Source organism: Dactylosporangium sp. NPDC049742, assembly GCF_040674675.1.
Lineage (GTDB): Bacteria > Actinomycetota > Actinomycetes > Mycobacteriales > Micromonosporaceae > Dactylosporangium > Dactylosporangium maewongense.
Genome location: NZ_JBFANF010000109.1, coordinates 1 through 25545, shown reverse-complemented (window position 1 = coordinate 25545; position 25545 = coordinate 1). Strand labels below are relative to the sequence as shown.

Sequence of the window (25545 nt, the reverse complement as noted above, 5' to 3'; positions counted from 1 at the left end):
TGGTCCGTCTCGGCCGAGGAGTGGTCGTAGGAGGTGAAGTCCGACTCCTCGTACCGCGCGCCGCTCGGGTCCGTGTACGACACCTGGTGACCCTGGTCGAACGACGTCGACTCAGCCGCCGCGTGGTCCTGCTCGTACACCCCGAACTGCGAGTCGTAGTTGCTCTCACTCGCGTCGACCTGGTGCAGCTGGTCCAGCGCCTCGTGCTGCTCGCCGGTCTCGATCTCGCCGTACTCGCTCATGTCAGATCCCTTTGTATGTCGGTGGTTCGCGAAGTGTTCCTTGCGATGCACCAAACATTACGGAGCCGCTGACCTCGCCGAATCACGGAAACGTGCCAGCGCCTCGGGTCGCTCCTCACTCGGCGGCTGGCCCTGCCCCAGCACCGCCAGGACCGTGCCGAGCTTCTCCCGCAGCGTCGGGTCGAGGTGCAGCAGGAGGTACAGCAGCGCCCACGCCAACCCGATCACCTTCGCCCAGTCGTGCACGGTCTCGGAGAAGCTGAGCCACGGCTGGGCCAGGTACACCGCCGCGAGCGGCAGCCCGGCGAACACCGCCACCCGCAGCGCCTCGGTCGCGACCGTGCGGCGGCTGCGCCGCACCGGTGCCGGGACCGCGACCGCCGCGGCGCGCCGCAACCGGCCCAGCTCGCCGGTCGCGAGGGCCCCCGCGTTGTGCCGCAGCACCTCTTCGACCCGCCGCCACGCGTCGGCCGACGCGGGCGCGGCGACCAGGAACTTGAGCTGCCGCACCGCCCGCGCGGCACCCCGCCCGCCGTCGGTGAGCTGCCGGTGCGTGTCGGGGTCGACGAGCCCGAACGACGCCGGGAGGTCGTGCTCGACGGCGTACGCGATCCGCTCCAGCCGCTCCACCCAGAACCGCCGCCACCGCAGGTCGTTGCGCCGCCCGACCCGCCGCAGCTCGTCGAGCATGGCGAGGGTCTCGGTCAGTGCGACGGCACGCGGCGCACGCCGCTGGAACCGGCGCATCGCCCAGGCCGCGACGAGCCGGCACCCCGCCGCGGCCGCGAGCCGGGCGGCGCCGACGGCCGCGACGGCGACGAGCATCGCGCCGGCGAACGCCTGCGGGCCGTCCTGACCCCGGTACAGCGCCGTGCCGGCCAGTGCGAACCCGGCGATCAACGGCGCCGCCCGGGTGATGACGGCGCGGCGGTCGTCGGCCCGGGCGGCCGGGAACAGCAGCAGGTGCGCCGTCAGGTAGACGGCGCCCGCGGCGACGGCGCCCTCGAACTCGCTACCGGCGATCGCGCCGAGCACGGGGCTCGCGGCCACGGCCGCCGCGACGCCGGCGACGGCGCGGACCACGGCGTTGGCCCGCTGCCACCACAAGGTGACGGTCTCGACGTCCAGGGCGTGCCCGTCGACGACGGACCGGGCCGCCGGATCGGCGGCCGGGACCACGGCGTCCAGGGTGGACAGCAGTGGGGCGACCCCCCTGCGCCAGGCGGCGAGGGCGGCCCGGTCCGTGTCGCGCATCCGCTGCCGGACCATCCACAGTGGACCGCCGGTGCGCCACCAGAGTGCGCGACGCCTGCCGCGCGACCACTGTGGCGTGGTCGGGGCGGGCCCGATCGCATCCAGCGCCAGGACCCGCAACCGGTAGTAGGCGAAGAAGGCCGCCTCCCGCTCCCGGACGAGGGGCGTGGCACGGATCGCCGGTGCCGCCGCCTCCAGCAGCTCGACGACCGCCCTGGGACGATCCAGCCACGTGAGCGCCGCGACCCGGCCGTCGACCACGTCGATGTCGTCAGGGTGCGACGCCGCGAGGTCGTCCAACCGGGCGAGGGTCTCGTCCTCCCGGTCGGCGAGGAACAGCTGCACCGCCAGTTCCTTGACGATCTGCGGGTCCTGCCCGCCGGCGGCGAGGACGTCGATCGCGGCGTCCCGACCGGCCCGCTCCTCGGCGCGCTCGGCACGGTGGAGGGCGTCCGCGGCGTGGGCGGCCGCGACCATGAGCTCCGACGCCGGGACGCTCGCCAGCGGACCCAGCACCTCCTCGACGGACAGCGCCGCCCAGGCCGCGATCGCCTCCTCGTCGCGGCGCCGCAGCCGGCGACGCACGGCCGGCAGCGGGCCGCCGGTCTGCCACCACAGGCGCCGCTGCCGGTCGTCCGCGTCGAAGGCGCCGCACGCGGCGGCCGGCAGCCCAGCGGCGTGATACGCCCGCGCCACCACCCGCCGCAGCGCCCGGGCGCCCGCCGTCTCCACCGGCAGGCTGTCGGCGAACCGCACCGCCTCCGGCAGCCGACCCATCTCGATCAGCAGCGTGCACTGCCGGACCAGCACCTCGATCGGGCTCGGGTCGGCGGCGAGCCGGCGGTAGAGCGCGAGCGCAGGCTCCTTCCGGCCGAGCCGCTCGGCGACCAGCGCGGCGCGGCGCAGCAGCAGCGGGTGGGTGGAGTCGCGGCGCAGCGCGTCGGCGAGGACTGTCGCGGCCTCGGCCCGCCGGCCGCCGTCGAGGTGCGCGGTGGCGGCGCCGCAGGCGGCGAGCGCGTCGCGGTCCTGTGCCGTGCCGTTCACGATCCGGGTCAGCAGCGCGCACATGTCCACCGCGGCGCGGGCGGGCGGACCGGCCGCCTCGACGAGCCCGGCGAGGACGCGCTCCTCCTCGCGCCGCCGGCGCCGGAACTGAAGCAGGCCGCCGGTGCGCTCCCAGTGGCTTCGGAGACCGGCCGGGTGGGTGTCGACCGCCAGCGTCGGCAGGTTCATCGCCGTGTACGTGTTCGCGCGCAGCAGCCGGCGGGGTGCGGTGCCGAGCACGGCGAGCGCCTGCACGAACCGTCCGTGGTCACGCAGGGCGATGTTGCGGTCGGTGATCACGGCCTCGTCGTCGGGGGCGACCCGGTGGGCCTCGGCGAGCAGGGCGAGCGCGCAGCCGTCCCAGCCGATCGCGAACTGCGCCGCGGCGAGCGCGCGCAGCAGATCGGGGTCTGAGGGGCCCGTGATCAGGGCCTCCGCCAGCAGGTGGGCGGCATCGGCGTGATCGCCGGCAACAGAGCAGAGCTCCGCCGCTTCAAGGACCGCTGCCGGTCCAGTGCTCGACATGGCGGTAAGCATCGAGGGTCGCACGTGTTCAACGCGAGCGGTTCACCTGAAGTATCGAAATATCCGACCATCCGGTGAATGTTTCACGGCCGTCCAGCGTCGATACGTCCTCCGGTCGCCGGTTCGTTGCCATGCGCCGCTCACACCCCGTGCAATCCAGGGCAGTGAATGCCTTCTGGAGAGAGGTTCCATGAATCGACGACGAAGACTGGCGCTCTGGCTCGCCGCGGCGGTCGCCGGAACGGGCACGGTGGTCATCGCGGCGGACCCGGCGGCCGCGCACGGCGCGATGATGGTGCCCGGCAGCCGGACTTATTTGTGCTGGAAGGACGGCCTGAACGCCACCGGCGCGATCCAGCCGAAGAACCCGGCGTGCGCGGCGGCGGTCGCGCAGAGCGGTCCGAACTCGCTCTACAACTGGTTCGCGATGCTGCGCTCCGACGGGGCCGGCCGCACGAGCGGGTTCATCCCCGACGGGAAGCTGTGCAGCGGCGCCGCGACCGTCTACGACTTCTCCGGCTTCGACCTGAACCGGTCCGACTGGCCGCTGACCCACCTCACGTCAGGCTCCACAATGGAGTTCGACTACAGTAACTGGGCTGCGCACCCGGGCACGTTCTCGTTGTACGTCACCAAGGACGGCTTCGACCCGACGCGGCAGTTCAACTGGTCGGACCTGGAGTCCACGCCGTTCCTGCAGGCGACCAACCCGGCGCAGGTCGGCTCGCCCGGCACCAACGACGGGCACTACTACTGGAACGGGCGCCTGCCGTCCAACAAGTCGGGCCGGCACATCATCTACTCGGTGTGGTCCCGCTCGGACAGCACCGAGACGTTCTACGGCTGCTCCGACGTGATGTTCGACGGCGGCCACGGCGAGGTGACGGGCGTCGGCACCACCGGCCCCGGACCGTCGACCTCGGCGTCGGCCTCCACGTCGGCGTCGCCGAAACCGCCCACGTCCAGCGGGCCGCCGCCGGGCGGCAACGCCGGGTGCGCCGCCACGTACCAGGTGACCAACAGCTGGCAGGGCGGCTTCCAGGCCGACGTCAAGGTGACCAACTCCGGCACCGCACCGGTCAACGGCTGGCGCGTCGGGTGGAGCTGGACCGGCGGGCAGCAGGTGAGCCAGGGCTGGAACGCGACGGTGACCCAGTCGGGCACCGCCGTCACGGCGACCAACGTGAGCTGGAACGGCACCGTTCCGGCGGGTGGCAGCACCAGCTTCGGCATGCTGGTGAACGGCGCCACGGGCAGCGCACCGCAGCTCAGCTGCAGCGCCAACGGGCAGAACCCGCCGCCCACGTCGCCGTCCGCCTCCGCGTCGGTCTCGCCGTCGGCGTCCACGTCGTCGGGTCCGCCGCCCGCCGGCTGCACCGGCGCCGCCTTCTGCGACGGCTTCGAGAGCCAGACCAGCGGCGGGGTGTCCGGCGCGTGGAGCGTCTCCAACGCCAACTGCTCCGGCACCGGCACGGCCACCGTCGACACCGCGGTCGTGCACAGCGGCAGCAAGTCGGTCCGCATCGACGGGAAGGCGGGCTACTGCAACCACGTCTACGTGCGGCCCACCAAGGACCTCAGCGGGCTGGGCTCGGTGTGGTACGGGCGGCTGTACGTCCGGCACACGACGGCCCTGCCGGCCGCGCACGTGGCGTTCGCGGCGCTGAAGGACAACGCCGACGGGGGCAAGGACCTGCGCCTCGGCGGGCAGAACAGCGCCCTGCAGTGGAACCGTGAGTCCGACGACGCGACCCTGCCGGCGCAGAGCCCGTCCGGTGTCGCGCAGAGCCGCCCGTTGCCGACCGGGCAGTGGAACTGCGTGGAGTTCATGGTCGACGGCCGCGGGCTGCTCACGACGTGGCTCAACAGCACCGCCGTGCCCGGCCTGCAGGTCGACGGGGTGCCGACCGCCGACATCGACCAGCAGTGGCTGTCGAAGGCGTGGGCGCCGCGGGTCAGCGACCTGCGCCTCGGCTGGGAGAGCTACGGCGTCGGCGACGACACCCTCTGGTTCGACGACGTGGCCGTCGGCGCGTCCAGGATCGGCTGCCTCAGCGCATAGCTGGGCCGCAGCGCGGCGGGGACCCCGGGGCGCCCGAAGAACCAGCCCTGACCGTAGTGGACACCGAGGCCGGCGAGCGCGAGCGCGTCGGCCTCGGTCTCCACCCCCTCCGCGACGACCGTGGCGCCGCACCCGGCGGCCAGGTCGACCAGCGACCGGGTGAGCACGCGCAGCACCTGGTCGGTGCCGACGCCGGTGACGATGCTGCGGTCGAGCTTGATGACGTCGGGCTGGGTCAGCACGATGTGCCGCAGCGACGAGAACCCGGCACCCACGTCGTCGACGGCCAGCCGCATCCCGCCGCCGCGCAGCGGGGCGAGGACCTGCTTCAGCCGGTCGTAGTCCTCGACCGGCTGGTGCTCCGACAACTCCAGCACGATCCGGTCCAGCGGCAGGCGGCCCAGCAGGTCCAGGCATTCCGGCGTCAGCAGCGTCCCCGGTGAGATGTTCATGGCGACGTACCCGTGCACGCCGGCCAGGTGCTCCGCCGCCTTCCGCAGCGCGAGGACCTCCAGCCGGTCGCCGACGCCGATCTCGTGCGCCTCGGCGAAACACACGTCCGGCGGGCGGTGCCACGCCTGCGGGAAGCGGCTCAACGCCTCCGCCCCGATCCGCCGGCCCGTCGCCACGTCCACGATCGGCTGCAGCACGACCTGCGGCCCGCCCGCCTCGATGACCGGCCCGAGCCGGGCGCCGATCTCCGCGTGCAGCTCGCGCCGGCGGAAGTCCGGCTCGATGATCACCGCCGCCGCCTGCGACAGCACCTCCATCAGCGCCTTGTCACGCTTCGACAGCTGCTTGTCGGCCCCGAACCCGGCCGCACAGAACGTGCCGTAGACCGTGCCGTCGCTGAGCACCACCGGCACCGACACGTAGCTGCGCAGGCGGGGCATCCTCGCCGCCGGCAGCTTCATCGCCTCCGGGAACTTGGTGACGTCCGGGATCACCGCCGGCAGCCGGCCGTCCATGATGCTCTGGCAGAACGAGTTGGCCCGGGGGCGGGTCGTGCCGTCGCGGAACAGCATCGGCAGCGCCGACTCCACGACCTCCAGGTGCTGGGTCGTCTCGTCCAGGCGGGTCATGAACGCCAGGCTCAGCCCGAGCGCCTCGCGGGCGGTCTTGAGCAGCTCGGCGATCTGCCGGGCGGACTCGGAGCGGGCTCGTGCCATGTCCTGCACCGTCGGCGGCCGCTTCGGGGTCCTGAGGTTCTGTGGTGCAGGGCACGGTGCGGTTTGGTGACAGAGAGTCGATCGCTTTCCTGACGCCGGGCGCCGAACCGGATCCCTACCGTCATGCGGGACACCGATGCAGATGAGGGAATCATGGGACTTTTCAAGCAGTTCAAGGACATGCGGAACGTCGCCGCCGCCGCGCCGGGCATGGTCGCCCAGGCCCAGCAGACCAGCGCCGCCGCGCAGGCCTACGCGGCCCAGCAGCAGGCCGCTTACGGCATGCAGGGTTACGGCGCCGCCAACGCCTACGGTGCCCCGGTCGCGACCGGTATCGCCGCCGACGACCCGCGGCTCGCGCCGATCGCCGGCGTCGACCTGGTGATGTACGCCCGCATCTCGAAGGCCGCCTCGCAGGAGGGCCTCAACGCCGACGGTCTGGTGCTGAAGGCGCAGTCCTTCGGCGTGCCCGCTGCCTCGTGGGACGAGGCCGCGACCGGCTGGCCGGCCCGCATGCGTGGCGACACCCAGCTCGCCGTGCACTACGGCAACCTGTTCGGTCAGGTCTGACCCCCGTGGGCCTCTTCGGTGACCTGCGCCGGCTGAACCAGCAGGCACGGGCGATCGACGCGACCTACGACCCGGCCGCCCAGATGCGCGCCGGCATGGCGCAGATGCAGCAGGCCCAGCTCAGCATGCAGGCGCAGACCGCGAACCTGGAGCTGGAGCAGATCGGTACACCCGGCGCGGCGACGATCCTCGGGCTGGTCGACACCGGCACGCGGATCAACATGGTCCCGCTGGTCCGCCTGAACCTGCTGGTCGAGCACGCCGGCAAGCCGCCCTACCCGGTGACCGTCGAGACGATGCTGCCGCTGCACGCGTCGGCGCAGGCGGGGATCGGGCAGCGGGTGTCCGTGAAGGTCGACCCGTCACGCGCGGAGCGGGTGCTGGTCCGCTGGGGCCTGCCCGTCTGATTCCGCTGTTCCGCCGGTGTACCGGTTGTGCCGTCCCACCGGCGTTCCTGGTTTTCGCTGTTCCGCCGGTGTACCGGTGGCGCTGTCCGCCGTTTCGCTGGTGCTTGTGTACCGCTTTGCTTGTGTACCGCTGGGCCCCCGGCACGCCGGCCGGGGGCTGCTCAGCGTCCGCTTCTGCGGCCGACCCTGGTCTGCGCGGAGAACGCCGCGGCGCCGGACGGCCGTGCGGTCGCCGCGGTGCCGCCGGTCTTCGGGGCGCCTCCGCCGGCCGCGGCCTGGGTCTCCCGCTGGCCATCTCGCTGCCCATCGCGGTGGGTGGCGGGGCGCCGTCCGCGCCGGCGACCGCTGCCCGAGTCACCGGCCTCGCCCCCGGCGCGGCGTGCCGTGGTGTCGCCGCCCCGGTTTGCCGTGGCCTCCCCGCTCCGGCGGCCGGTGCCGTCTCCGGCGCGGCGTGCCGTGGTGTCCCCACCCCGGTTCGCCGTGGCTTCCCCGCTCCGGCGTGCCGTCGCGGCTCCGCCGCGGGCCGCTGCTTCCTCGCCGCCGCGTGCCTTCGGCTCGCCGCCGCGCGCGCTTCCGCTCCGGCGTCCGGTCCGGCCGGGGCCTTCCGCGGCGAGCGCGGTGCCGCGGCGGGTGGGGGAGGCGGGGGCTGTGGTCGTACCGGCGACGCTTGGGCTCGTGGCACTTTCTGCCGCGCTGCCCGCTCCACGGCGGCGACCCGAACGGCGGCGACCCGCGGTGCGCGGGGCGTCGGTGCCGTCCTCGGCCCTGGCGCGACCCTGCTGCCGGGGGACGGCGACCGGCTCGGCGGGCGGCTCATGGAACGTGCGCACGCCCGGGGCCAGCTCGGTCAGCAGCGAGTCGCCGGGGCGCAGCCTGGTGATCGTCGGCTTGATCCCGGCCTCGCGGGCCAGCTGCCGCACGTCACCGGTCTGCTTGTCGGTCATCAGCGTGACCACGGTGCCGCTGGCGCCCGCCCGGGCCGTGCGGCCCGACCGGTGCAGGTAGGCCTTGTGCTCCGCCGGCGGGTCGGCGTGGATGACCAGCGCGACGTCGTCGACGTGGATGCCCCGCGCGGCGATGTCGGTCGCGACCAGCGTGCGGGCGCTGCCGTCGGAGAACGCGGTCAGGTTCCGGTCGCGGGCGTTCTGCGCCAGGTTGCCGTGCAGCTCCACGGCCGGCACACCCGCGGCGACGAGCTTGCGCGCGAGGGTCTTCGCGCCGCGCTTCGTGCGCGTGAACACCACGGTCCGCCCGGGCGCGGCGGTCAGCTCGACCAGCACCGGGAACCGGTCCTCGTCCCGCAGGTGCAGCACGTGATGGGTCATGTCCACCGGCGGTGCCGCCACCGGGTCGACACTGTGCGTCACCGGGTCGCTCAGGTACCGGCGGACGAGCACGTCGACGCCGGCGTCGAGCGTCGCCGAGAACAGCAGGCGCTGCGCGTCGGCGGGCGTCGCGTCGAGCAGCCGGCGGACCACCGGCAGGAAGCCCAGGTCGGCCATGTGGTCGGCCTCGTCCAGGACGGTGACCTCGATGTCGTCGAGGCGCGCGTGACCGGACCGCACGTGGTCGTCGAGCCGCCCGGGGCAGGCGACGAGCACGTCGACCCCGGCGCGCAACGCGGCGATCTGCGGGTTGGCGCCCACCCCGCCGAACACGACCTGCGTGCGCAGCGACAGCGCCTGCGCGAGCGGGGCCATCGCGGCCTCGACCTGCGTCGCGAGCTCTCTGGTCGGCACGAGCACCAGCGCCCGGGGGCGTCCGGGGCGTCGTGGTGCCCGGCTCGCGGCGAGCCGGATCAGCACCGGCAGCACGAACGCATACGTCTTCCCGGAGCCGGTGCGACCCCGCCCGAGCACGTCACGACCGGCGATCGCGTCCGGCAGCGTGGCCGTCTGGATCGGGAACGGCTCGGTCACGCCGCTGGCGGCGAGCGCGGCGACGAGCGGTGCTGGAACGCCGAGATCGGCGAAGGTCGCCGACGAGGATGCAGGGATGAGGCGGCGGACCGCCATGAAGTCTCCGAACGTCTGAGGGGTCGTCCTGCCCGGCGCTGACGGTGGTGGTCGCGGCGCGGGGGCCGACGGTGCGGACCCATCGTACCCGAGACGATCACCTGGTTTGCGGCTCGGACGGTCCGGGTAGCTGCCAATCCATGGCAGACATCGATGTCCGGACCGCGGCCACCTACGCGCGGAAGGCGCCCGATGAGCGTCCGCTGCGCGGGTACGCCACCGTCATGGCCGTCTTCGGCGCCGCCGTCGCCACGGCCGCCGGTGTTGCCAAGCTCACTGGAAAGCGGCTTTCCGAGCGCCCCGCCGCGGCCGACGTGGCCCTGCTGGCCGTCTCCACCCACAAGCTGTCCCGGCTGATCACCAAGGACGCCGTCACCAGCCCGCTGCGCGCCCCCGTCACCCAGTTCGAGAGCGCCGCGGGCTCCGCGGAGGTCAACGAGACCCCCCGCGGCCACGGCGTCCAGCACGCCCTCGGCGAGCTCCTGACCTGCCCGTTCTGCACCGCGGTCTGGGTCGCTTCAGGTCTCGGCGCCGGCCTCGTGTTCGCCCCCCGCGCGACCCGCTTCGGCATGGCCGTGGCGTCCGCGATCGCCGGCGCCGACTTCCTGCACCTGGCCTACTCCGCCGCGAAGAAGGCCGCCGGCTGACCTCCGCTCACTGCTTGGTGGAGTCCCCGCCCCCGGTGTGCTGCTGCGCGGCGTCGACGGCCTTCTCGATGTGCTCCGTGTGCTTGCCGCCGGTCTTGTCGTCGACGATGTCGCCCACCTTCTCCAGCGCGGCGTCAACCTTGTCGTCGTGCTGGTCGGCGAGGTCCTTCACCCTGTCGAAGAAGCTGTTCATCGCTCGTCCCCCTTGTCCGTTTCCGCACTGTTCCCGTACTCGTGCCACTGTGCCACGATCATGCCCGACCGCCCTCCCCAGGTCACCCATCCGGCGCGGTCCCCGCTCCCACCCGGCTGCCTTGCCGTGCTGCCCCGACATGCTGGCTCGACGTGCTGGCCTCGACCTGCTGGCTCGACCTGCTAGCCCGGCGCGCTGGTTCGACGTTCTGGCCTCGACGTGCTGGCTCGACCTGCTAGCCCGACGTGCTGGTTCGACGTGCTGGCTCGACGTGCTGGCTCGACGTGCTGGCCTCGACCTGCTGCCCCGACGCACTGGCTCGACGCGCTTGCCCAGCGCGCTGGCTCGACGTGCTGGCCTCGACCTGCTGCCCCGACGCACTGGCTCGACGCGCTTGCCCAGCGCGCTGCCTCGACCTGCTAGCCCGACACGCTGGCCCGATGCGCTGCCTCGGCGCGCTGGCCCAGCGTGCTGGCTCGGCACGCTGGCTCGACCTGCTGCCCCGACGCACTGGCTCGACGCGCTGGCCCGGCGGCGTGCGAGGCGACGACGTTGCCCGCACCCCCATCGGCGCCTAGCGAGGCCGCGTCGTCATCCAAGGCCGCAGCGCCACGCCCGTCGCCTCCTCCACCGCCGCCCGCATCTCCTTCGGGTCGTGATGCGCCGGCAGGTCCTCCATCACCACCTGCACCGCCCCGGTCACCGCCCCGACGAAAGCCCCGACCAACGCCCCCGCCTTGACCCGGTCCAACTGCTCCGGGAACGCCTCGGCCAGATGTGCCGCGATCTGCTGCTGGGCGTCCAGTTGGATCTGCAGCGCCCGCCCCCGCACCGCCGGCACCTCCCGGATCAGCCGCAGCCGTAACGCCGCCAGCCGGTCGGTCAGGTCGTCGCTGTCGACGCCGGTCAGATACAGGGCGCGGATCAGCACCTCGACCGGCGAGTCCTCTGGGTCGCGGGCCGCTATCGCGTCGACCGTCGCCTGGACCCGGCGGTCGCTCTCGGGGAACAGCAGCTCCTCCTTGCTCGCGAAGTAGCTGAAGAACGTGCGCGTGCCGATGTCCGCCGCCGCGGCGATGTCGGCCACGGTCGTGCGCTCGTAGCCGTCCCGCTCGAACAGCTCGGTCGCGGCGTCGACGAGGGACTGCCGGACTCGGGCGCGTTTGCGGTCACGCAAGCTCATGCCGACATCGTACCGCATCAACTGCCGACTCGCACTCATTGCAATTCTGCACTGGATGCAGCTATCGTGGTGGCATGACTCCTCCCACCGTCCTCATCTCTGGCGCCGGCGTGGCCGGCCCGACACTCGCCCACTTCCTGGCCCGCGGCGGGTTCCGGCCCACGATCGTCGAGCGCGCGAGCGGCCAGCGCTCCAGCGGCAATCCGGTCGACGTGCGAGGCCCGGCGCTGCCCGTGGCCGAGGAGCTGGGCATCATGCCCCAGCTGCGAGCCGCCGCCACCCACGCCACCTCGATGCTCGTCATCGACGCCAAGGGCCGCCCGGCCGGCCGCATCCCCATGCCGAGCTCCAAGAGCGCGGCGGGCAACAGTGAGGTCGAGCTTCCCCGTGGCGACCTCGCCAAGATCCTGCAGGAGGCCGCCCGCGGCGACGCCGAGCTGCTGTGGGACGACACCATCACGTCGGTGTCGCAGGACGCGAGCGGCGTCGACGTCACGTTCGAGCGGGCCGCTCCGCGCCGCTTCGATCTCCTCGTCGGCGCCGACGGCCTGCACTCCGCGGTGCGCCGGCTCGTCTTCGGCCCCGAGCGCGAGTTCGTGCGGCACATGGGCGTCTGGGTGGCGACGATGCCGCTGGACGAGCCGGCCGACCATCCGCACGACGTGCTGATGCACAACACGCCCGGCAGGCTCGTGTCGATCCATCCGTCCACGGGCCGGGCGATGGTCGCGTTCATCTTCCGCGGTCCGATGGTCGACGGCTTCGACCACCGCGACACCGCCCAGCACAAGCGCATCGTCACGGAGGCCTATGCGGGCGCCGGCTGGCGGGTCCCCGAGCTCCTCGCCAGGCTGCAGGCGGCACCCGACCTCTATTTCGACTCCGTCAGCCAGGTCCGCCTGCCGTCCTGGTCACGGGGGCGGGTGACGCTGCTCGGCGACGCGGCGTCCTGTGTCTCCCTGTTCGGCGACGGCTCGAGCCTCGCCATGGCCGGCGCGCACACCCTCGCGACCGCACTCGCGGCGAGTCCGTCCGACCATGCGTCGGCGTTCATGGCGTACGAGGCAGCTCACCGCACCCGCACCGACGCCAAGCAGCGCGCCGCCGGCCTCGCCGCGACGATGCTGATCCCGAAGACGCGGCTCGGCATCGCCACCCGCAACGTCGCCGCCCGCGTCATGCTCTCGCACGCCTGATCAACCGACGGGCGGCCGCCGGCCGCTCCGCCAGACTTCGACCCGAACGATCTCACCACTGCTCTTGGAGGTGTCAGGTGCGCATCGCGGCGATCGTGTCGGCGGCAGCGAGCATCTGGGCGGCCAGCGGCTGGAGGCCGACCTGGACCAGGACGAGGCCCGTCGAGACGCGTTCGACGACACCCCACTCCCAGATCGCCGTCTCGTCGAGGCCGGTGCGGGCCGCGAGCCAGCGCGAGCGGTCACGTGGGTCGGCCGCCATCAGCTCCACCGGGTCTTCGCGCATGATGACACCGAGGTCGTATTCCGCCTCGACGAGCAACCCGTCGGGGTCGACGAGGCGGAAGCCGTCGGGGGCGCGCAGCGTGTTCCACTCGTGGACGTCGCCGTGGACGAGGACGGCCCGTTCGTCGTCGTGGGCGGCGGCGCGGCGCTCGGCGCAGGCGAGTGCGTGCGCGACGGTGCGTTCGGCGCAGGGCCGGTCCAGCCGCTCCCACGCCCCGGTGATGAAGGTCGTGAGCCACGCGCCTTTCGCCGCCCCGGTCGGCAGCCCGGCGTCCGGCGCCGGCCGCCACACCCGGCTCGCGACATCGCAGAGGATCTCGTGGCGCGTGGTGACCGGCAGCCCCAGCTCGAAGAGGCTCGGTCCGAGCTTCTCCAGCAGCAGCGCGTCCCGGGCGACGTCGTGCCGCAGCAGCCGCGCGCACCCGTCGCCGCCCGCGAGCCGCAGCACCGTCACCTCGTGGGCCGTGGCGTTGCCCGCGCGCGGCACGATCAGCTTCAGGACCGCGGGCGTGCCGTCGGTCATGGTGGCGTCGGCGACGAAGGCCTCGGTGGCGTCGGTGTACACCCGCCCGACGTGGACGGCCCAGTCCGCCTCGATGTCGGCGACGAGCTCGGGCAACCGCCGCAGCCAGTCGTGCGCCCCGGCAGCTTCCGCCTTCGCCCGTACCGTCGCCGGCAACGCCTCGTCGACCCACCTCGGCGGCCTGTTGTCCGTGCTTGTCACGGTCCGGTCCTTCCTGCGCCGTCCGCACCCGGCACCACCGGCATCAGTCGCTGACCGGCGTCGGTCGCGGCCGGTGTCGCAGCAGCGGGCGTGGCTCCGGGCGCGGCTCCGGGCGGCCCGTCCGTGCCGGTCGCCTGAGCTGCTCCGCCGACGCGGCCCGGCCGCCGCGATCCGTTCGGGACGGGAGGTGCCTCCATCGGTCGGAGCCTGCCCGCCGGCCGGACCGCCGGCAACCGCAATACGGCGGCGCCGCCGTAGCGAGGGCCCGGCGCTCGGTGGGGTGGCACGGTCAGGTGGTGGCGCGCAGGACGAACCCGCCGCCGTCGCGGTTGCCGATGGTCAGGGTGCCGCCGGCGGAGTCGACGCGTTCGCGGAGACCGGCGAGGCCGTGGCCCGGCGAGTCGAGGTCTGCGTGGCCGGCCCGGTCCCGGGTGGCAGCGGCCCGGGTGGAGGCGTCCGTCGCGGACGCCGCGGCGGCCGGGCGGGTGGTGGGGCCGCGGCCGTCGTCGCTGATCTCGACGGCGTTGTGCTCCAGGCGGATCCAGCAGTGTTTCGCGTCGCTGTGACGGATCACGTTGGTGACGCCCTCACGGACGACCCAGGCGAAGAGCTGCTGCCGGGCGGGGTCGGCGGCCTCGGCGGTGAGGGGCACCTCGGCCTCGATCCCGGCGGCGTCCAGGGCGCTGCGCGCCGAGGCGAGCTCCGTCGCCAGGGACATCTCGCGGTAGCCGGAGACGGCGGCGCGCACGTCGACGAGGGCCTCGCGGACGAGGCGCTGGATGTCGGTGAGCTCGGCCTCCGCGCGGTCGGGGGCGATGCGGACCAGCCGGGCGGCGAGCTCGCTCTTCACGGACACGACGGTGAGGGAGTGGCCGAGGAGGTCGTGCAGGTCGCGGGCGAAGCGGTTGCGTTCGGCGGCAACGGCCAGCTGGGTGATCTCCTCGCGGGCCTCGGCGAGCTGGGCGTTGCGCTGCACGACGCGGGTGACGCCCCAGACGGCGAGGGCGGCGACCAGGACGGCGAAGGTGAGGTCGATGCCGCCGTCCCAGCCGGGCACGAGCTTCGGCAGGGCGGCGGCGCACGCGGCGGCGCTGAGGACGACGGTCCAGGCGAGGCGCGGACCGAGCGAGAACACGGCCATCACGCCGACGTAGACCAGCGCGGTGAGGCCCGACTCGCCGACGATGAGCGTGAGCGCCGCGGTGAGGGCGATCATGACCCCGAGCCGCCACGCCGCGGAGGGAAGGACCATGGGGGCGCCGGTGCGTCGCATCGCGGCGCGGGCGGCGACGAACGACATCAGGTAGAGCACGCAGAAGGCGAGCGCCGCGGTGAGACCGGCGACGCGCTCCCAGACCTCCGGGCGGCGCCAGGCGTCGCCGATGGGGCCGGCCATGTAGAACAGCCAGACCGCGGCCCACAGCCAGAAGAACCTGGGTGTGGACCGGCGGCTGGTTGGGTCACTCATGACGGACACGGTACCGACGACTCAGGCGCGGGCGGTGTCGACGCGGAACCGGCGCAGCGCGACGAGCGCCAGCACGAGCGTCCAGCCGCCGAGGACGAGGATGGCCTGGACGTCGATGTGGCCGTGGTCGAGCGGGCTGCGGGCGACCTGCCCGGTCCAGTAGGACGGGGTCAGCTTCGCGATCTGCTGCATGAATCCCGGCATGAGCGAGACCGGCACCCAGAGCCCGCCGAACGCGGCGAGGGTCAGGTTGAGCAGCGCGGTGACCTGCTGGACGCCGTCGGGCTTCGCGAGGTAGCCGATGACGACGCCGAGTGCGGCGAAGGGCAGCGCGGACAGCCAGGCGCCGACGAAGCACAGCACCCACTCGGTCGCGGTGAGCCGGATGTGCAGGCCCAGGGCGCCGACGAGGAACGTGACGAGGGCCGGCGGGATGGCGACGAGCAGCGCGACGATGACCTTGTTGACGACGTACCCGCCGGGGGACAGCGGCGTGAGGCGCAGGGTGCGGTTCCAGCCGAGGCCGCGCTCGACGGCGATGGTGCTGCCGCTGGTGAGGGCGGCCGTCATGGCGCCGAAGAGGGCCATGCTGACCATGACGTACTTCTTGGCGTCGGCGTCGCCGCCGACGGAGACACCGCCGATGATGAGCAGGAGCAGGGCCGGCATGAGCATCGAGAAGATGACGACGCGCTTGTTACGGACGAGACGGACGATCTCCATGCGGAGGTAGGTCGTGTTCACTTGCTGCTCCCGGCGGCGGTGAGGGCGATGAAGGCGTCTTCGAGGTTGCGCGCGGTGACTTCGACGTCGCGCGCGTCGGTGGAGTTGAGCAGGGACCGCAGGGCGGTGTCGGAGTCGTCGCAGTGCAGCATGACGACGTCGCCGCGGGTCTCGACCCGGTCGACGCCCGGCAGGGCGGCGAGGCCGACGAGGTCGGCGCCGGGGAGGGTGGCGCGGATCGTCCGGCCGGTCACGGCCGCCTTGATCTGCGCGGCGGTGCCGTCGGCGATGACCTGGCCGGAGCGCAGCAGCACGATGCGGTCGGCGTAGGCGTCGGCCTCGTCGAGGTAGTGGGTCGCGAAGAGCACCGTGCGCCCCTGCGCCGTCTCCTGCCGCATCGTCGTCCAGAACCCGCGGCGGGTCTCGACGTCCATGCCGGTCGTCGGCTCGTCGAGGACCAGCAGGTCGGGGTCGGCGACGAGGGCCATCGCGAAGCGGATGCGCTGCTGCTGCCCGCCGGAGAGGCCGCCGACACGCTGGTTGGCGAACTCGGCGACCCCCGCGCGTTCGAGGACCTCCGGCACCGGACGCGACCGCTGCTGCAGGGCGGCGGTGAGGCGCACCGTCTCGCCCGCGGTGAGGTCCGGCAGCAGGCCGCCGCTCTGTAGCAGCGCGCCGACGGTGCCCTTCGCGATCGCCTTCGCCGGGGACTGCCCGTCGAGCAGGACCGTGCCCTCGTCGGGGCGCAGGAGGCCGAGCAGCATGTCGATCGTCGTGGACTTGCCCGCGCCGTTCGGGCCGAGGAGCGCGACGACCTCGCCGCGGCGGATCGTGAGGTCCAGCCCGTCCACGGCGGTGAGCGCACCGAACCGTTTCGTGAGGCCGGTCAACTGGACTGCTGCGTTCGTCATGCCAGAAGCATCGCCGGGTATCCACCCCGGCGGATCTGTCCGGCGTCACCCGCGACCCCATGACGGATGTCATGCCGGGGTGCATGCCGGATCACCCGAGCACCCTGATACGCGTCCATCGGGCAAATATTTCGTATCGTTATCATTGCGTCTCCGCCCGTTACATCCGCTTGTGTACTGATATCTGCCGACTCATGTAGCCTCCTTCGGTGTAGATGTCGGTCGTTCGGATGAGCTAACGGGGTGGTGATGGCCTGATCCCGTGCCATACGATCGCGGTCCCATACCGTCGATCGAGCAGGTCACGTGCGCAAGCAGCTGTCCGTCCCCGAACGCATCGGCGCCCTCGGCGCCGGCATCGCGGTGGCCGGAGCGTTCTGGCCGATGTTCACGGCATCCACCGGTCTCGGTGCGCCGTGTCTGCTGCGCACATTCACCGGCGTCCCGTGCCCGGCCTGCGGTCTGACCACCGCCGCGGTCGAGCTGGTGCACGGACACGTCGTGGCCTCGGCGGCGGCGAATCCGGCCATCCTGGGCGTAGCGGCGATGACCGCCGTCACGGTACCGCTGCTGCTGCTGCGCCAGGTCGGCGTGGTCGGTGCTCCGGTGCCGTGGTCCGGCAGGGCACGATCGCGCATGGGCTGGGTCATGCTCGTGGCGGCAGCCATGAGCTGGGCCTTCCAGTTGCACCGGCTCGGGTACTCCTGAGCCGGAACGTGTTGCAGTACCCCCACTTTTCTCGTCCAAGGAGTTCCATGAACCTCGCAACGTGGCCCGTGCGGGTCGGCGCATTCATCGTCGACTACATCCCCGCCTGGCTCCTGTTCGGCATCGGCGCCGGCGTCGGCCGCAACGACGACGGCACGCTCGGCCCGATCTACTTCGTGTTCGCGCTGCTCGGCTTCGGCTACATCGTGTACAACCGCTGGATCCTCGGCGGCAAGGGCCAGAGCCTCGGCAAGAAGGCGCTGGGCCTGTACCTGGTCAAGGAGCAGACCGGCCAGCCGATCGGTGCGGGCATGGCGTTCCTGCGGGACATCGCCCACGTCGTCGACAGCATCATCTGCTACATCGGCTGGCTCTTCCCGCTCTGGGACGCCAAGAAGCAGACGCTGGGTGACAAGATCGTCGGCACGGTCGTCACCAAGGCGTAAGTACGCCATGGAAAGCACCCCGGACCTCCGGGGTGCTTTTTCATGCGCCCGGTAGCGTCGGCGTGATGAGGCTCGTGCTGGTCGCCGACACCCACGTACCGCAGCGGGCGCGTGACCTGCCGGCCCAGCTGTGGGTGGCGGTCGAGGCCGCCGACGTCGTCATCCACGCCGGTGACTGGGTCGACGAGCCGTTCCTGGACCAGTTCGAGGCCCGGTGCGCGCGGCTGATCGGCGTGCACGGCAACAACGACGGCCCGGCGCTGCGGGCCAGGCTGCCCGAGGTCGCCGACGTCGAGCTCGACGGGCTCCGGGTCGCCGTCGTGCACGAGACCGGCCCGGCGACCGGCCGCGAGCAGCGCTGCGACGCCCGCTTCCCGGGCCGGGACCTGCTCGTCTTCGGCCACTCGCACATCCCGTGGGACACCGTCACACCCGCCGGCCTGCGACTGCTCAACCCGGGCTCACCGACGGACCGCAGGCGCCAGCCGTACGCCACCTACATGACCGCGACCGTGACCGGCGGGGCACTCGTCGACACGGTGCTGCACCAGGTGCTCAGAGCGCCTCGAGCGTGAAGTACTGCTTCAGGAACGGCAACAGCGTCTGGTACGCGATGATCGTGTCGGGCTGCTTGTTGTCGTGGGACAACACGATCGAGCCCTGCCGGACGTGCTGTTTCACGTCGGCGATGACCCGCCTGATGTGGGCGGCGTCGTCGGCGTCCTTCGTGTGGTTCCAGTCCGCGGGGTCGACGTCCCAGTAGATCGACGCCATCCCCAGGTCCTTCGCCTTCGCGATCAGGCCGGGGCTGAAGTTGCCGCCGGGCGCGCGGAAGTACTTGATCGGGGCGCCGGGGGCGGCGGCGTGGATGACCTCGTTGGTGCGCTTGAGGTCCCAGTCGATGTAGCCGGGATCCTTCTTCGCGAGATTGGTCAGGTGCTGCCACGAGTGGTTGCACAGGGTGTGCCCCTCGTCGGCGATCCGCCGCACCAGCGCCGGGTTGTCCCGGGCGCGGAAGCCGACCAGGCAGAACGTGGCCTTGACGCCGTTGTCCCGCAGCAGGTCGAGGATCTTCGGGGTGTTCACCGGGTCGGGCCCGTCGTCGAACGTCAACGCGACCGCGGTCGTCCCGGTGCGGCTCTGCGAGCCGGCGGCGCCGTGACCGGAGCCCGGCGGGCGGATCACGAACGTGCCCTCGGGCCCCTTCACCGTCGACGCGCTCGCCTTCGGCGACGGCTTCCCGGCCGGCGACTTCGAGGCGGACGGGCCCGCCGACGGCGACACGTCGGCCGTCGGGGAGGGGTCCGCGGACGCCGTCGCGGAAGGGGTGCCGGTGGCTGGCCGGGCGGCCTGGTGGTCCTGCTTCTTGTCCGACCCGCACGCCGTGAGGGCGAGCATCGAGGCGATCAGCAGCGTGACCACGGACCTGCGTCGGGGCACGTTGAACGCTCCTTACAACAAACGGCAAAACGCGTTGCCCGGCCAACGTAGCCGAATCCGGGCATGATTCACATCCCCTCTAACAGAACGGAGGCATGTGAATACATAGGGTTATGGGACTCGATACTGCCGTTATGGTGCTGGCATGACGACGACCAGGGCGGTGCCCGTGCAGCTCCTACCGCATCTACGCCGTGCCCGGGACCATCTCGACCGGCACTATCGCGAGCCCCTCGACCTCGACGCCGTCGCCGCCGTCGCGTGCGTCTCCAAGTACCACTTCGTGCGCAGCTTCGAGTCGGCGTATGGCGAGACACCCATGCGTTACCTGACCCGCCGCCGGATCGAGCGCGCCCAGGACCTGCTGCGCTCCGCCAACCTGACCGTCACCGAGATCTGCATGCTGGTCGGCTTCAGCAGCCTCGGCTCGTTCTCCTCCAAGTTCACCGCGATCGTGGGCGAGAGCCCGACCGCCTACCGGGATCGCTGGGCGGCGCTCGGCAATCCCCACGTCCCGGGCTGCTTCCTGTTCATGAACGGCGTGCTGACGCGCAATTCTGGAGAAGCACCCAGAAGCTGACGGTCAGTAACGTTGTCCACATGATCTCGAACGTTTCGCTTGTCACGCTGTACTGCCTCGACCAGGACAAAGCCCGCGACTTCTACGTCGACGTGCTCGGTTTCGAGGTCCGCACCGACGTCACGCTGGGTGAAGGCTACCGTTGGCTGACGATCGGCCACCCGAGCCAGCCGGAGCTGGAGGTGACCCTCATGCTCCCCGGCCCGCCGCTCGACGAGGAGGCCGCCGCCTTCGTCCGCCGCCAGCTGGAGAAGGGTCAGATGGGCGCGCTCGGCCTCCGCGTCGACGACTGCCACAAGACGTTCGAGGAGCTGTCCGCGAAGGGGGTGACGTTCCTGCAAGAGCCCTCCGACCGCCCGTATGGCGTGGAGGCCGTCATGCGCGACATCACCGGCAACTGGCTGGTCTTAGTCGAGCCCCGCGCCTTCACGCCGTCAGACTCCAGCTGACGGACGCCAGTCCACCAAGGTGACGCGTCGCTTCGCCCTGACCTTCGCCCCGAGTCCCGCGATGTACGTGGAGGTTGCTGACGGCGAACGCTCGACAACCGGCCTGCCCGGCACGACGGCTATCGCGGCCTGCGACGTTGCCGGCCGCGGGTGGGGTCACGTGAGCGGCTCCGACAGGACCGCCTCCACGCCGCGACCCGCCCCGACCTGACACTCGGAGCGGCCGTTCCGCGGGTGGCGTGACCGGCTCAGCGACGCGTGGATGGCCTCGCATCGGGTTGGCTGGTGTCGTGTTCGGGATGGCTGGCTCTGCGACGGGTGTGGCCGGTTCAGCGGTGCGCGGGACCATCAGCGATGCGCGGATGGCGTCGCGTCGGGCTGGCTGGTGGGCATCGGTGTGCGGGGGTGTTGCAGGTCGGCCGCGACGCCGGGCCGCGACGCCGGCTCATGCGGCAGCAGCGACGCCATCTGCAGGACGTCTACCGGGTCGCCTAGGACGCCACCGGCGACCACCTCATCGTCGCGGTCGCCGACGGCTCAGGGTTGCGGAGGGCTGGGCTCATGGCTGCTTGTTGGTGTGCGCTGACCAGCCGGTGGCGGCGGCCCATTCCTCCGCTGCGACGATGACGAGGTCGACGACCGGGTCCTTGACGTCGCTGTAGATGCCGAGGTCGTCGGGGATGCCGGAGAGGGCGTCGGCGAGGGCGGACTTGAAGGCGCCGTAGGCCGGGACGGCGGCGGGGTGGGCGCGGAACCAGTCGCGGAAGAGCAGGGCCAGGCGTTCGTTCGGGGAGCCGGTGCGCCGGACGTGCAGGTTGATGCCGGGACCGGACCACATCCGCTTGGTCCACCGGGCCGGGTCGTCGGTCAGGCCGGCGGGCACGTGGTCGCGCTCGAACGGCAGGCGGGACAGGCCCAGGGCCTGCAGCGGGGCGTCCAGCGGCGCGTCGAGGTCGGCCACGCTGACCTGCAGGTCGAGGATCGGCTTGGCGGGCATGTCCGGGATCGACGTGCTGCCGATGTGCTCGACGGCGGCGGCGTGCGGGGCCAGGTCGTGCAGGAGGCGGGCGGCGAGCGCGAGGCCCTGGGCGGTCCAGTCCTCGCGCGGCGCGTCGACGACGATCGGCATCAGGGCTCCACCGTGGCTTCACGCTTGGCCTTGGCGCGGCGTTTGCCTTCGTGCATCGCCTGCACGCGTGGCACGGGGATCGTGTGGCCTTCCTCGATCAGCGCGGCGTCGAGTCGTTGCGGGGATGGCATCCGCTCGGCCCACGGGTCGGCGCCGGCGAGGAGGGCGGGCACGGTGTGGACGGTGAAGTCGGCCGGGGAGACGTCGTCGAGGTCGGCCCAGGCGACCGGGAACGAGACCGGCGTCCCGGGGCGCAGCCGTGGACTGTACGCGGCGGCGACCGTCGCGCCGCCGACCCTCGTCGGGTCGAGGAAGACCTTTCCCTCGCGGTCCTCGCGGATGAAGGCGGTCGTGGCGAGGGACGGGTCGAGCTTGGCGGCGCGGGCGGCGACCGCCCGGGTGGCGGCGGCGATGTCCTCCATCGGCGCGTGCGCGTCGATGGGCACGAACACGTGCAGGCCCTTGGCGCCGCTCGTCTTCACCACGCTGTCCATGCCGAGGTCGGTGAGCACGGCCCGGATCAGCCTGGCCGCGCCGACCGCGAGCCCGAACGCGTCCGGCGCCGGCGGGTCCAGGTCGAGGATCATGTGGGTGGTGTGCGCGAAGTCGGGTGCCTTCGACAGCAGCGGGTGGAACTCGATGGAGCGCTGGTTGGCGAACCACAGCAGGGTCCGCCGGTCCTCGCACAGCCCGTAGGTGACGTTGCGCTTGGACGACTCGGCCCAGACGGTCACCCTGGGCACCCAGTCGGGCGTGTACTTCGGCAGGTTCTTCTGCATGAAGGGCGCCTGGCCGCGCAGCACCCGCACCACCGACAGCGGCCGCCCCGTCAGCGCCGGGATGATCTGCGAACGGACGGCGTCGAGGTAGTCGACCAGGTCGCGCTTGGTCGCCCCCGCCTCGTCGAACAGGGTCTGGTCGAGGTTCGTCAGCGCGACGCCGTCGCGCTCCTCATTCGCAGCGGTCACCGCCACACCGTAACCCCCGTCCGGTCCCGAACCCTGGAACCTAGTGTCCTAGGAAGCGTAACGTGACGTGACCCCGGCCGCCAGTCGCAGCCGGGGCGAACCCTCAACGAACGTGGGTCACGTCGCGTCCTCCAGTACCAGATCCATGTTGATCAGACCGGCGGTGCTGACGCCGGCGGCGGCCGAGGCGATGACCGTGGCCATCGGCTCGGTGACGTTGCCTGCCAGGTAGACCCCGGGGACGCTGGTGGTGCCGGCGGGACCGGAGGGGAGGTGCGTGCCCAGCGGCACGCCGTGCGCCTCGAAGGCGGCCGGTGCCAGTCCCAGCGGCTCGAGGAACGCGGCGCGTGCCGCCACCCGTCCCATCGCGACCAGGGCCTCGACCGGCACGATGGTGCCGTCGGCGAGGTGGGCGCCGTCCGCGCCGTACGAGACGACCTCGCCCTCGACGATCCGGATCCCGCGCCGGTCCAGCCGCGCGACGTCGTCCGGGGTCGGGGCGGGAGCGGTGTGCCGTAGCAGCGTGACCTGCGGGGTCCACTGCCGCCACAACAGCGCCTGGTGGGCCGCCATGCCGGTGGTGGCGAGGATGGCGACCGGACGGTCCCTGACCTCCCAGCCGTGGCAGTACGGGCAGTGCAGCACCCGGCTGCCCCAGTGCTCGGTGAGGCCGGGGATGTCCGGCAGCTCGTCGACGAGGCCGGTCGTGGCGAGGATCCGCCGCGCCGACACGGTCCGGCCGTCCGCCGTTTCGACGGCGAACTTCGGCGATGCACCGGTGACGGCGGTGACGACGCCGTCGCGGATTTCGCCACCGTACTGGTGGACCTCGGCCCGTCCGATCGACAGCAGCTCCGCCGGCGGCGTGCTCTCCCGGCCGAGGTAGTTGTGCACGTGGCCGGCGGGGGCGTTGCGGGGTTCGCCGGCGTCGATGACCAGCACCCGGCGGCGGGCCCTGGACAGGGTGAGCGCGGCGCTCAGGCCGGCCGCGCCGCCGCCGATGATCACTACGTCGTAGTCGTTGTCCATGCCACGAGCGTCCGTCGCCGTGGCGCGAACCGCAATGGTCCTTGCCGAAACTGCAAGGGTGGGTCGTCTGCGGGTAGGACGCGGGTCCTACCTGAGGACGAGTGATCGCGGTTCGGGTCGCTACCTGAGACTGTCGTCGCGGGTCCGTGACCGGTCGTAGCGTCGGGGCATGATCGAGGCGCAGGCATTGAGCAAACGCTACGGCGGCACCGTCGCCGTCGACGCACTGTCGTTCGCCGTGAAGCCCGGGCAGGTCACCGGGTTCCTCGGGCCCAACGGTGCCGGCAAGTCCACCACCATGCGCATGATCGTCGGGCTGGACCACCCGACGTCGGGCACCGCGACGGTCAACGGCCGTCCGTACCGGGCGCACCCCGACCCGCTGCGGCAGGCGGGCGTCCTGCTCGACGCCCGATCCGTCCACAAGGGACGGTCGGCACGCGCGCACCTGCTGGCGCTCGCGCACACCCACGGCATCCCGGCCGCCCGCGTCGAGGAGGTCCTCGGGCTGGTCGGCCTGGAGTCCGTGGCGCACCGGCGCGCCGGCGGGTTCTCCCTCGGCATGGGGCAGCGGCTCGGCATCGCCGCGGCGCTGCTCGGCGACCCCGCCGTCATCATCCTCGACGAGCCGGTCAACGGGCTGGACCCCGACGGTGTCCTGTGGATCCGCAACCTGTTGAAGGACCTCGCCGCGGAGGGCCGCACGGTGCTGGTTTCCAGCCATCTGATGAGCGAGATGGCCGTCACCGCCGAGCACCTCGTCATCGTCGGCCGGGGCCGGCTCCTCGCGGACACCACCGTCGCCGAGCTGATCGCCCGGGTCGCGGTCGGCACGGTCGTGGTCCGCTCGCCCGACGCCACGGCGCTGCGCGACGCCCTGACCGCCACCGGCGCCGTCGTCACCGGCGTCGAGCCCGGCCTGCTGCACGTCACCGCCGCCACCGCAGAGCACATCGGTGACGTCGCACGCGCCGCCGGCATCGCCCTGCACGAGCTCACCCCGCGCCGTGCGTCCCTGGAGGAGGCCTACATGGAGCTCACCGGATCGGAGGTCGAATACCGATGAGGCTCACGTTCCCGCGCGTGCTGCGCGCCGAGTGGAGCAAGCTGCTGTCGCTGCGCTCGACCTGGCTCACGCTCGGCGTCATGGCCGTCGTCACCGTCGGCATCGCCGGTGCGGTCGGCTATGGCGTGCACCGTTCCGTCCTCGGTGGCGGCGGGGCACCCGACGTGGCCCGGGCCGTCAGTGCCGGCTTCCTGCCCGTCGACTTCGTCGTGCTCGTCGTCGGCGTGTTCGGCGTCCTGCAGATGACCGGTGAGTACGGCACCGGGTCCATCCGCTCCACCCTGACCGCCGTCCCGCGCCGCTGGCCCGTCGTCTGCGCGAAGGCCGTCGCCCAGGCGGCGCTCACGGTGCCGCTGATGACGGTGGTGTGCCTCGGGTCGTTCCTGGTGTGCCAGGCGTTCCTGGGCGTCGACGGCGCCTCGCTCGGCGACCCGCAGGTGCCGCGGGCGATCGCGGGCGCCGCGGCGGGTCTCGTCCTCACCGGCCTGCTCGGCCTCGGCGTCGGCACGCTGCTGCGCCACTCCGCCGGTGCGATCACCGCGCTGGTCGCCGCCATGTTCGTCGGCCCGGCGCTGCTCGGCGCCGCTCTGCCCACCGACCGCGCCGACGACGTCATGCGCTTCGTGCCGACGGTCGCCGCCCAGGCCATGTACAGCGTCGACGGCTCCGGGAACCCGTTCAAGACCTTCTCCCCGGCCGTGTCGGCCCTGGTCCTGGCGGGCTGGGCCGCGCTGTTACTGCTCGTCGGCACCCTCGTCCTGCGACGCAGAGACGCCTGACCCCACCCGCGCACCGCTGCGGCCCGGCCGCGCTCAGCGATGCTGCACGGCCCTGGCCCTGCCACCCTCTTCGGCCGCCGAGCCGGGCCGAGCCGAGCCGGGCCGAGCCGGGCCGAGCCGGGCCGAGCCGGGCCGAGCCGGGCTGAGCCGAGCCGGGCCGAGCCGGGCCGAGCCGAGCCGAGCCGGGCTGAGCCGGGCTGAGCCGGGCCGAGCCGAGCCGAGCCGGACGGAGCCGGGCCGAGCCGGGCTGAGCCGGGCCGAGCTGACGACCTCGTCGAGGCCACCCTCGGCCGAGTTCTGCAGGATCTCGTCGAGCAGCGGGATCAGCGACTC

The 25545-nt window shown here is 72.6% G+C and carries 25 protein-coding genes and 3 pseudogenes; 13 read left to right on the top strand and 15 right to left on the bottom strand.

Annotated features, from left to right (window positions below; translation table 11 throughout):
* Both AB0J72_RS56515 and AB0J72_RS56510 read right to left on the bottom strand, forming a co-directional pair.
* Nucleotides 1-242: hypothetical protein (locus tag AB0J72_RS56515; RefSeq protein ID WP_363404836.1), on the bottom strand; the 242-nt coding region annotated here is incomplete at its 3' end.
* A 57-nt stretch (nt 243-299) separates the two neighbouring features.
* Complete coding sequence (locus AB0J72_RS56510; protein ID WP_363416765.1) at nt 300-3065, bottom strand: hypothetical protein; 2766 nt, start codon at nt 3063-3065, stop codon at nt 300-302.
* A gap of 190 nt (nt 3066-3255) precedes the next feature.
* Here AB0J72_RS56510 and AB0J72_RS56505 point away from each other — a divergent pair.
* Both AB0J72_RS56505 and AB0J72_RS56500 read left to right on the top strand, forming a co-directional pair.
* Nucleotides 3256-4350: pseudogene (locus AB0J72_RS56505) on the top strand (lytic polysaccharide monooxygenase); the annotation flags it as partial.
* Between the two features lie 138 nt (nt 4351-4488).
* Nucleotides 4489-5127, top strand: a complete 639-nt coding sequence (locus AB0J72_RS56500) for a hypothetical protein (RefSeq protein WP_363416768.1) — start codon at nt 4489-4491, stop codon at nt 5125-5127.
* Here AB0J72_RS56500 and AB0J72_RS56495 read toward each other — a convergent pair.
* Complete coding sequence (locus AB0J72_RS56495; RefSeq protein WP_363416762.1) at nt 5049-6296, bottom strand: EAL domain-containing protein; 1248 nt, start codon at nt 6294-6296, stop codon at nt 5049-5051. The genes AB0J72_RS56500 and AB0J72_RS56495 overlap by 79 nt on opposite strands.
* 153 nt (nt 6297-6449) lie before the next feature.
* Between AB0J72_RS56495 and AB0J72_RS56490 the strand changes: the two genes are divergently transcribed.
* The gene (locus AB0J72_RS56490) at nt 6450-6866 is read left to right on the top strand and encodes a hypothetical protein (protein ID WP_363416759.1); all 417 of its coding nucleotides are present in this window, start codon (nt 6450-6452) and stop codon (nt 6864-6866) included.
* A gap of 5 nt (nt 6867-6871) precedes the next feature.
* Entirely contained in the window at nt 6872-7273 is a 402-nt protein-coding gene (locus AB0J72_RS56485; RefSeq protein WP_363416756.1) for a hypothetical protein, read from the top strand.
* A gap of 614 nt (nt 7274-7887) precedes the next feature.
* Here the strand turns inward: AB0J72_RS56485 and AB0J72_RS56480 are convergent.
* Nucleotides 7888-9288, bottom strand: a pseudogene (locus AB0J72_RS56480) (DEAD/DEAH box helicase); the annotation flags it as partial.
* Between the two features lie 140 nt (nt 9289-9428).
* Between AB0J72_RS56480 and AB0J72_RS56475 the strand changes: the two are divergent.
* Nucleotides 9429-9935, top strand: coding sequence for a DUF1360 domain-containing protein (locus AB0J72_RS56475; protein WP_363416753.1), 507 nt, complete (start codon nt 9429-9431; stop codon nt 9933-9935).
* A 7-nt stretch (nt 9936-9942) separates the two neighbouring features.
* On the opposite strand, the gene AB0J72_RS56470 is transcribed toward AB0J72_RS56475, so the two are convergent.
* Both AB0J72_RS56470 and AB0J72_RS56465 read right to left on the bottom strand, forming a co-directional pair.
* Entirely contained in the window at nt 9943-10128 is a 186-nt protein-coding gene (locus tag AB0J72_RS56470) for an antitoxin (RefSeq protein WP_344504295.1), read from the bottom strand.
* 574 nt (nt 10129-10702) lie between these two features.
* Nucleotides 10703-11311, bottom strand: coding sequence for a TetR/AcrR family transcriptional regulator (locus AB0J72_RS56465; protein ID WP_363416750.1), 609 nt, complete (start codon nt 11309-11311; stop codon nt 10703-10705).
* A 74-nt stretch (nt 11312-11385) separates the two neighbouring features.
* Here AB0J72_RS56465 and AB0J72_RS56460 point away from each other — a divergent pair, with 74 nt between their 5' ends.
* Nucleotides 11386-12507, top strand: a complete 1122-nt coding sequence (locus AB0J72_RS56460) for an FAD-dependent monooxygenase (protein ID WP_363416747.1) — start codon at nt 11386-11388, stop codon at nt 12505-12507.
* 73 nt (nt 12508-12580) lie between these two features.
* Here the strand turns inward: AB0J72_RS56460 and AB0J72_RS56455 are convergent, their stop codons facing one another.
* From AB0J72_RS56455 to AB0J72_RS56440, 4 genes are all read right to left on the bottom strand, one after another.
* On the bottom strand, nt 12581-13516 hold the full coding sequence (locus AB0J72_RS56455) for an aminoglycoside phosphotransferase family protein (protein WP_363416744.1): 936 nt from the start codon (nt 13514-13516) through the stop codon (nt 12581-12583).
* A 289-nt stretch (nt 13517-13805) separates the two neighbouring features.
* A complete protein-coding gene (locus tag AB0J72_RS56450; protein ID WP_363416741.1) occupies nt 13806-14984 on the bottom strand; it encodes a sensor histidine kinase in 1179 nt (392 codons plus the stop codon).
* 21 nt (nt 14985-15005) lie between these two features.
* A complete protein-coding gene (locus tag AB0J72_RS56445; RefSeq protein WP_354898521.1) occupies nt 15006-15728 on the bottom strand; it encodes an ABC transporter permease in 723 nt (240 codons plus the stop codon).
* Entirely contained in the window at nt 15725-16618 is an 894-nt protein-coding gene (locus AB0J72_RS56440) for an ABC transporter ATP-binding protein (protein WP_344504301.1), read from the bottom strand. Before AB0J72_RS56440 ends, AB0J72_RS56445 begins: the two co-directional genes overlap by 4 nt.
* Nucleotides 16619-16924: 306 nt before the next feature.
* Here AB0J72_RS56440 and AB0J72_RS56435 point away from each other — a divergent pair, with 306 nt between their 5' ends.
* The 3 genes from AB0J72_RS56435 (at nt 16925) to AB0J72_RS56425 (ending at nt 18347) form a co-directional block, all read left to right on the top strand.
* Nucleotides 16925-17326: a DUF2752 domain-containing protein gene (locus AB0J72_RS56435; RefSeq protein WP_363416737.1), complete on the top strand. Its 402-nt coding sequence runs from the start codon at nt 16925-16927 to the stop codon at nt 17324-17326.
* Between the two features lie 47 nt (nt 17327-17373).
* Complete coding sequence (locus AB0J72_RS56430) at nt 17374-17772, top strand: RDD family protein (RefSeq protein ID WP_363416734.1); 399 nt, start codon at nt 17374-17376, stop codon at nt 17770-17772.
* A 65-nt stretch (nt 17773-17837) separates the two neighbouring features.
* Nucleotides 17838-18347, top strand: coding sequence for a metallophosphoesterase (locus tag AB0J72_RS56425; RefSeq protein WP_363416731.1), 510 nt, complete (start codon nt 17838-17840; stop codon nt 18345-18347).
* Here the strand turns inward: AB0J72_RS56425 and AB0J72_RS56420 are convergent.
* The gene (locus AB0J72_RS56420; RefSeq protein ID WP_363416728.1) at nt 18328-19212 is read right to left on the bottom strand and encodes a polysaccharide deacetylase family protein; all 885 of its coding nucleotides are present in this window, start codon (nt 19210-19212) and stop codon (nt 18328-18330) included. The two genes, AB0J72_RS56425 and AB0J72_RS56420, sit on opposite strands and share 20 nt — an antisense overlap.
* A gap of 145 nt (nt 19213-19357) precedes the next feature.
* Between AB0J72_RS56420 and AB0J72_RS56415 the strand changes: the two genes are divergently transcribed.
* Together AB0J72_RS56415 and AB0J72_RS56410 are read left to right on the top strand one after the other, a co-directional pair.
* Nucleotides 19358-19792 (top strand): AraC family transcriptional regulator, encoded by a 435-nt coding sequence (locus tag AB0J72_RS56415; RefSeq protein WP_363416725.1) that lies wholly within the window; start codon nt 19358-19360, stop codon nt 19790-19792.
* A 20-nt stretch (nt 19793-19812) separates the two neighbouring features.
* On the top strand, nt 19813-20241 hold the full coding sequence (locus AB0J72_RS56410) for a VOC family protein (RefSeq protein WP_363416723.1): 429 nt from the start codon (nt 19813-19815) through the stop codon (nt 20239-20241).
* Between the two features lie 559 nt (nt 20242-20800).
* Here the strand turns inward: AB0J72_RS56410 and AB0J72_RS56405 are convergent.
* From AB0J72_RS56405 to AB0J72_RS56395, 3 genes are all read right to left on the bottom strand, one after another.
* A complete protein-coding gene (locus AB0J72_RS56405) occupies nt 20801-21370 on the bottom strand; it encodes a GrpB family protein (protein ID WP_363416720.1) in 570 nt (189 codons plus the stop codon).
* On the bottom strand, nt 21370-22338 hold the full coding sequence (locus AB0J72_RS56400; RefSeq protein WP_363416717.1) for an ATP-dependent DNA ligase: 969 nt from the start codon (nt 22336-22338) through the stop codon (nt 21370-21372). Before AB0J72_RS56400 ends, AB0J72_RS56405 begins: the two co-directional genes overlap by 1 nt.
* A 117-nt stretch (nt 22339-22455) precedes the next feature.
* Entirely contained in the window at nt 22456-23367 is a 912-nt protein-coding gene (locus AB0J72_RS56395) for an NAD(P)/FAD-dependent oxidoreductase (protein ID WP_363416714.1), read from the bottom strand.
* 169 nt (nt 23368-23536) lie between these two features.
* Between AB0J72_RS56395 and AB0J72_RS56390 the strand changes: the two genes are divergently transcribed.
* Both AB0J72_RS56390 and AB0J72_RS56385 read left to right on the top strand, forming a co-directional pair.
* On the top strand, nt 23537-24433 hold the full coding sequence (locus AB0J72_RS56390; protein WP_363416711.1) for an ATP-binding cassette domain-containing protein: 897 nt from the start codon (nt 23537-23539) through the stop codon (nt 24431-24433).
* Complete coding sequence (locus tag AB0J72_RS56385; protein ID WP_363416708.1) at nt 24430-25212, top strand: ABC transporter permease subunit; 783 nt, start codon at nt 24430-24432, stop codon at nt 25210-25212. The genes AB0J72_RS56390 and AB0J72_RS56385 overlap by 4 nt, the downstream gene beginning before the upstream one ends.
* 33 nt (nt 25213-25245) lie before the next feature.
* On the opposite strand, the pseudogene AB0J72_RS56380 reads toward AB0J72_RS56385, so the two are convergent.
* Nucleotides 25246-25545 (bottom strand): annotated as a pseudogene (locus AB0J72_RS56380) (hypothetical protein); the annotation flags it as partial.

Coding starts and splice junctions, on each gene's coding strand:
- AB0J72_RS56510 (WP_363416765.1), bottom strand. CDS start 3,065: ATGTCGAGCACTGGACCGGCAGCGGTCCTTGAAGCGGCGGAGCTCTGC.
- AB0J72_RS56495 (WP_363416762.1), bottom strand. CDS start 6,296: ATGGCACGAGCCCGCTCCGAGTCCGCCCGGCAGATCGCCGAGCTGCTC.
- AB0J72_RS56490 (WP_363416759.1), top strand. CDS start 6,450: ATGGGACTTTTCAAGCAGTTCAAGGACATGCGGAACGTCGCCGCCGCC.
- AB0J72_RS56475 (WP_363416753.1), top strand. CDS start 9,429: ATGGCAGACATCGATGTCCGGACCGCGGCCACCTACGCGCGGAAGGCG.
- AB0J72_RS56470 (WP_344504295.1), bottom strand. CDS start 10,128: ATGAACAGCTTCTTCGACAGGGTGAAGGACCTCGCCGACCAGCACGAC.
- AB0J72_RS56465 (WP_363416750.1), bottom strand. CDS start 11,311: ATGAGCTTGCGTGACCGCAAACGCGCCCGAGTCCGGCAGTCCCTCGTC.
- AB0J72_RS56460 (WP_363416747.1), top strand. CDS start 11,386: ATGACTCCTCCCACCGTCCTCATCTCTGGCGCCGGCGTGGCCGGCCCG.
- AB0J72_RS56450 (WP_363416741.1), bottom strand. CDS start 14,984: ATGAGTGACCCAACCAGCCGCCGGTCCACACCCAGGTTCTTCTGGCTG.
- AB0J72_RS56440 (WP_344504301.1), bottom strand. CDS start 16,618: ATGACGAACGCAGCAGTCCAGTTGACCGGCCTCACGAAACGGTTCGGT.
- AB0J72_RS56430 (WP_363416734.1), top strand. CDS start 17,374: ATGAACCTCGCAACGTGGCCCGTGCGGGTCGGCGCATTCATCGTCGAC.
- AB0J72_RS56425 (WP_363416731.1), top strand. CDS start 17,838: ATGAGGCTCGTGCTGGTCGCCGACACCCACGTACCGCAGCGGGCGCGT.
- AB0J72_RS56415 (WP_363416725.1), top strand. CDS start 19,358: ATGACGACGACCAGGGCGGTGCCCGTGCAGCTCCTACCGCATCTACGC.
- AB0J72_RS56410 (WP_363416723.1), top strand. CDS start 19,813: ATGATCTCGAACGTTTCGCTTGTCACGCTGTACTGCCTCGACCAGGAC.
- AB0J72_RS56405 (WP_363416720.1), bottom strand. CDS start 21,370: ATGCCGATCGTCGTCGACGCGCCGCGCGAGGACTGGACCGCCCAGGGC.
- AB0J72_RS56395 (WP_363416714.1), bottom strand. CDS start 23,367: ATGGACAACGACTACGACGTAGTGATCATCGGCGGCGGCGCGGCCGGC.
- AB0J72_RS56390 (WP_363416711.1), top strand. CDS start 23,537: ATGATCGAGGCGCAGGCATTGAGCAAACGCTACGGCGGCACCGTCGCC.
- AB0J72_RS56385 (WP_363416708.1), top strand. CDS start 24,430: ATGAGGCTCACGTTCCCGCGCGTGCTGCGCGCCGAGTGGAGCAAGCTG.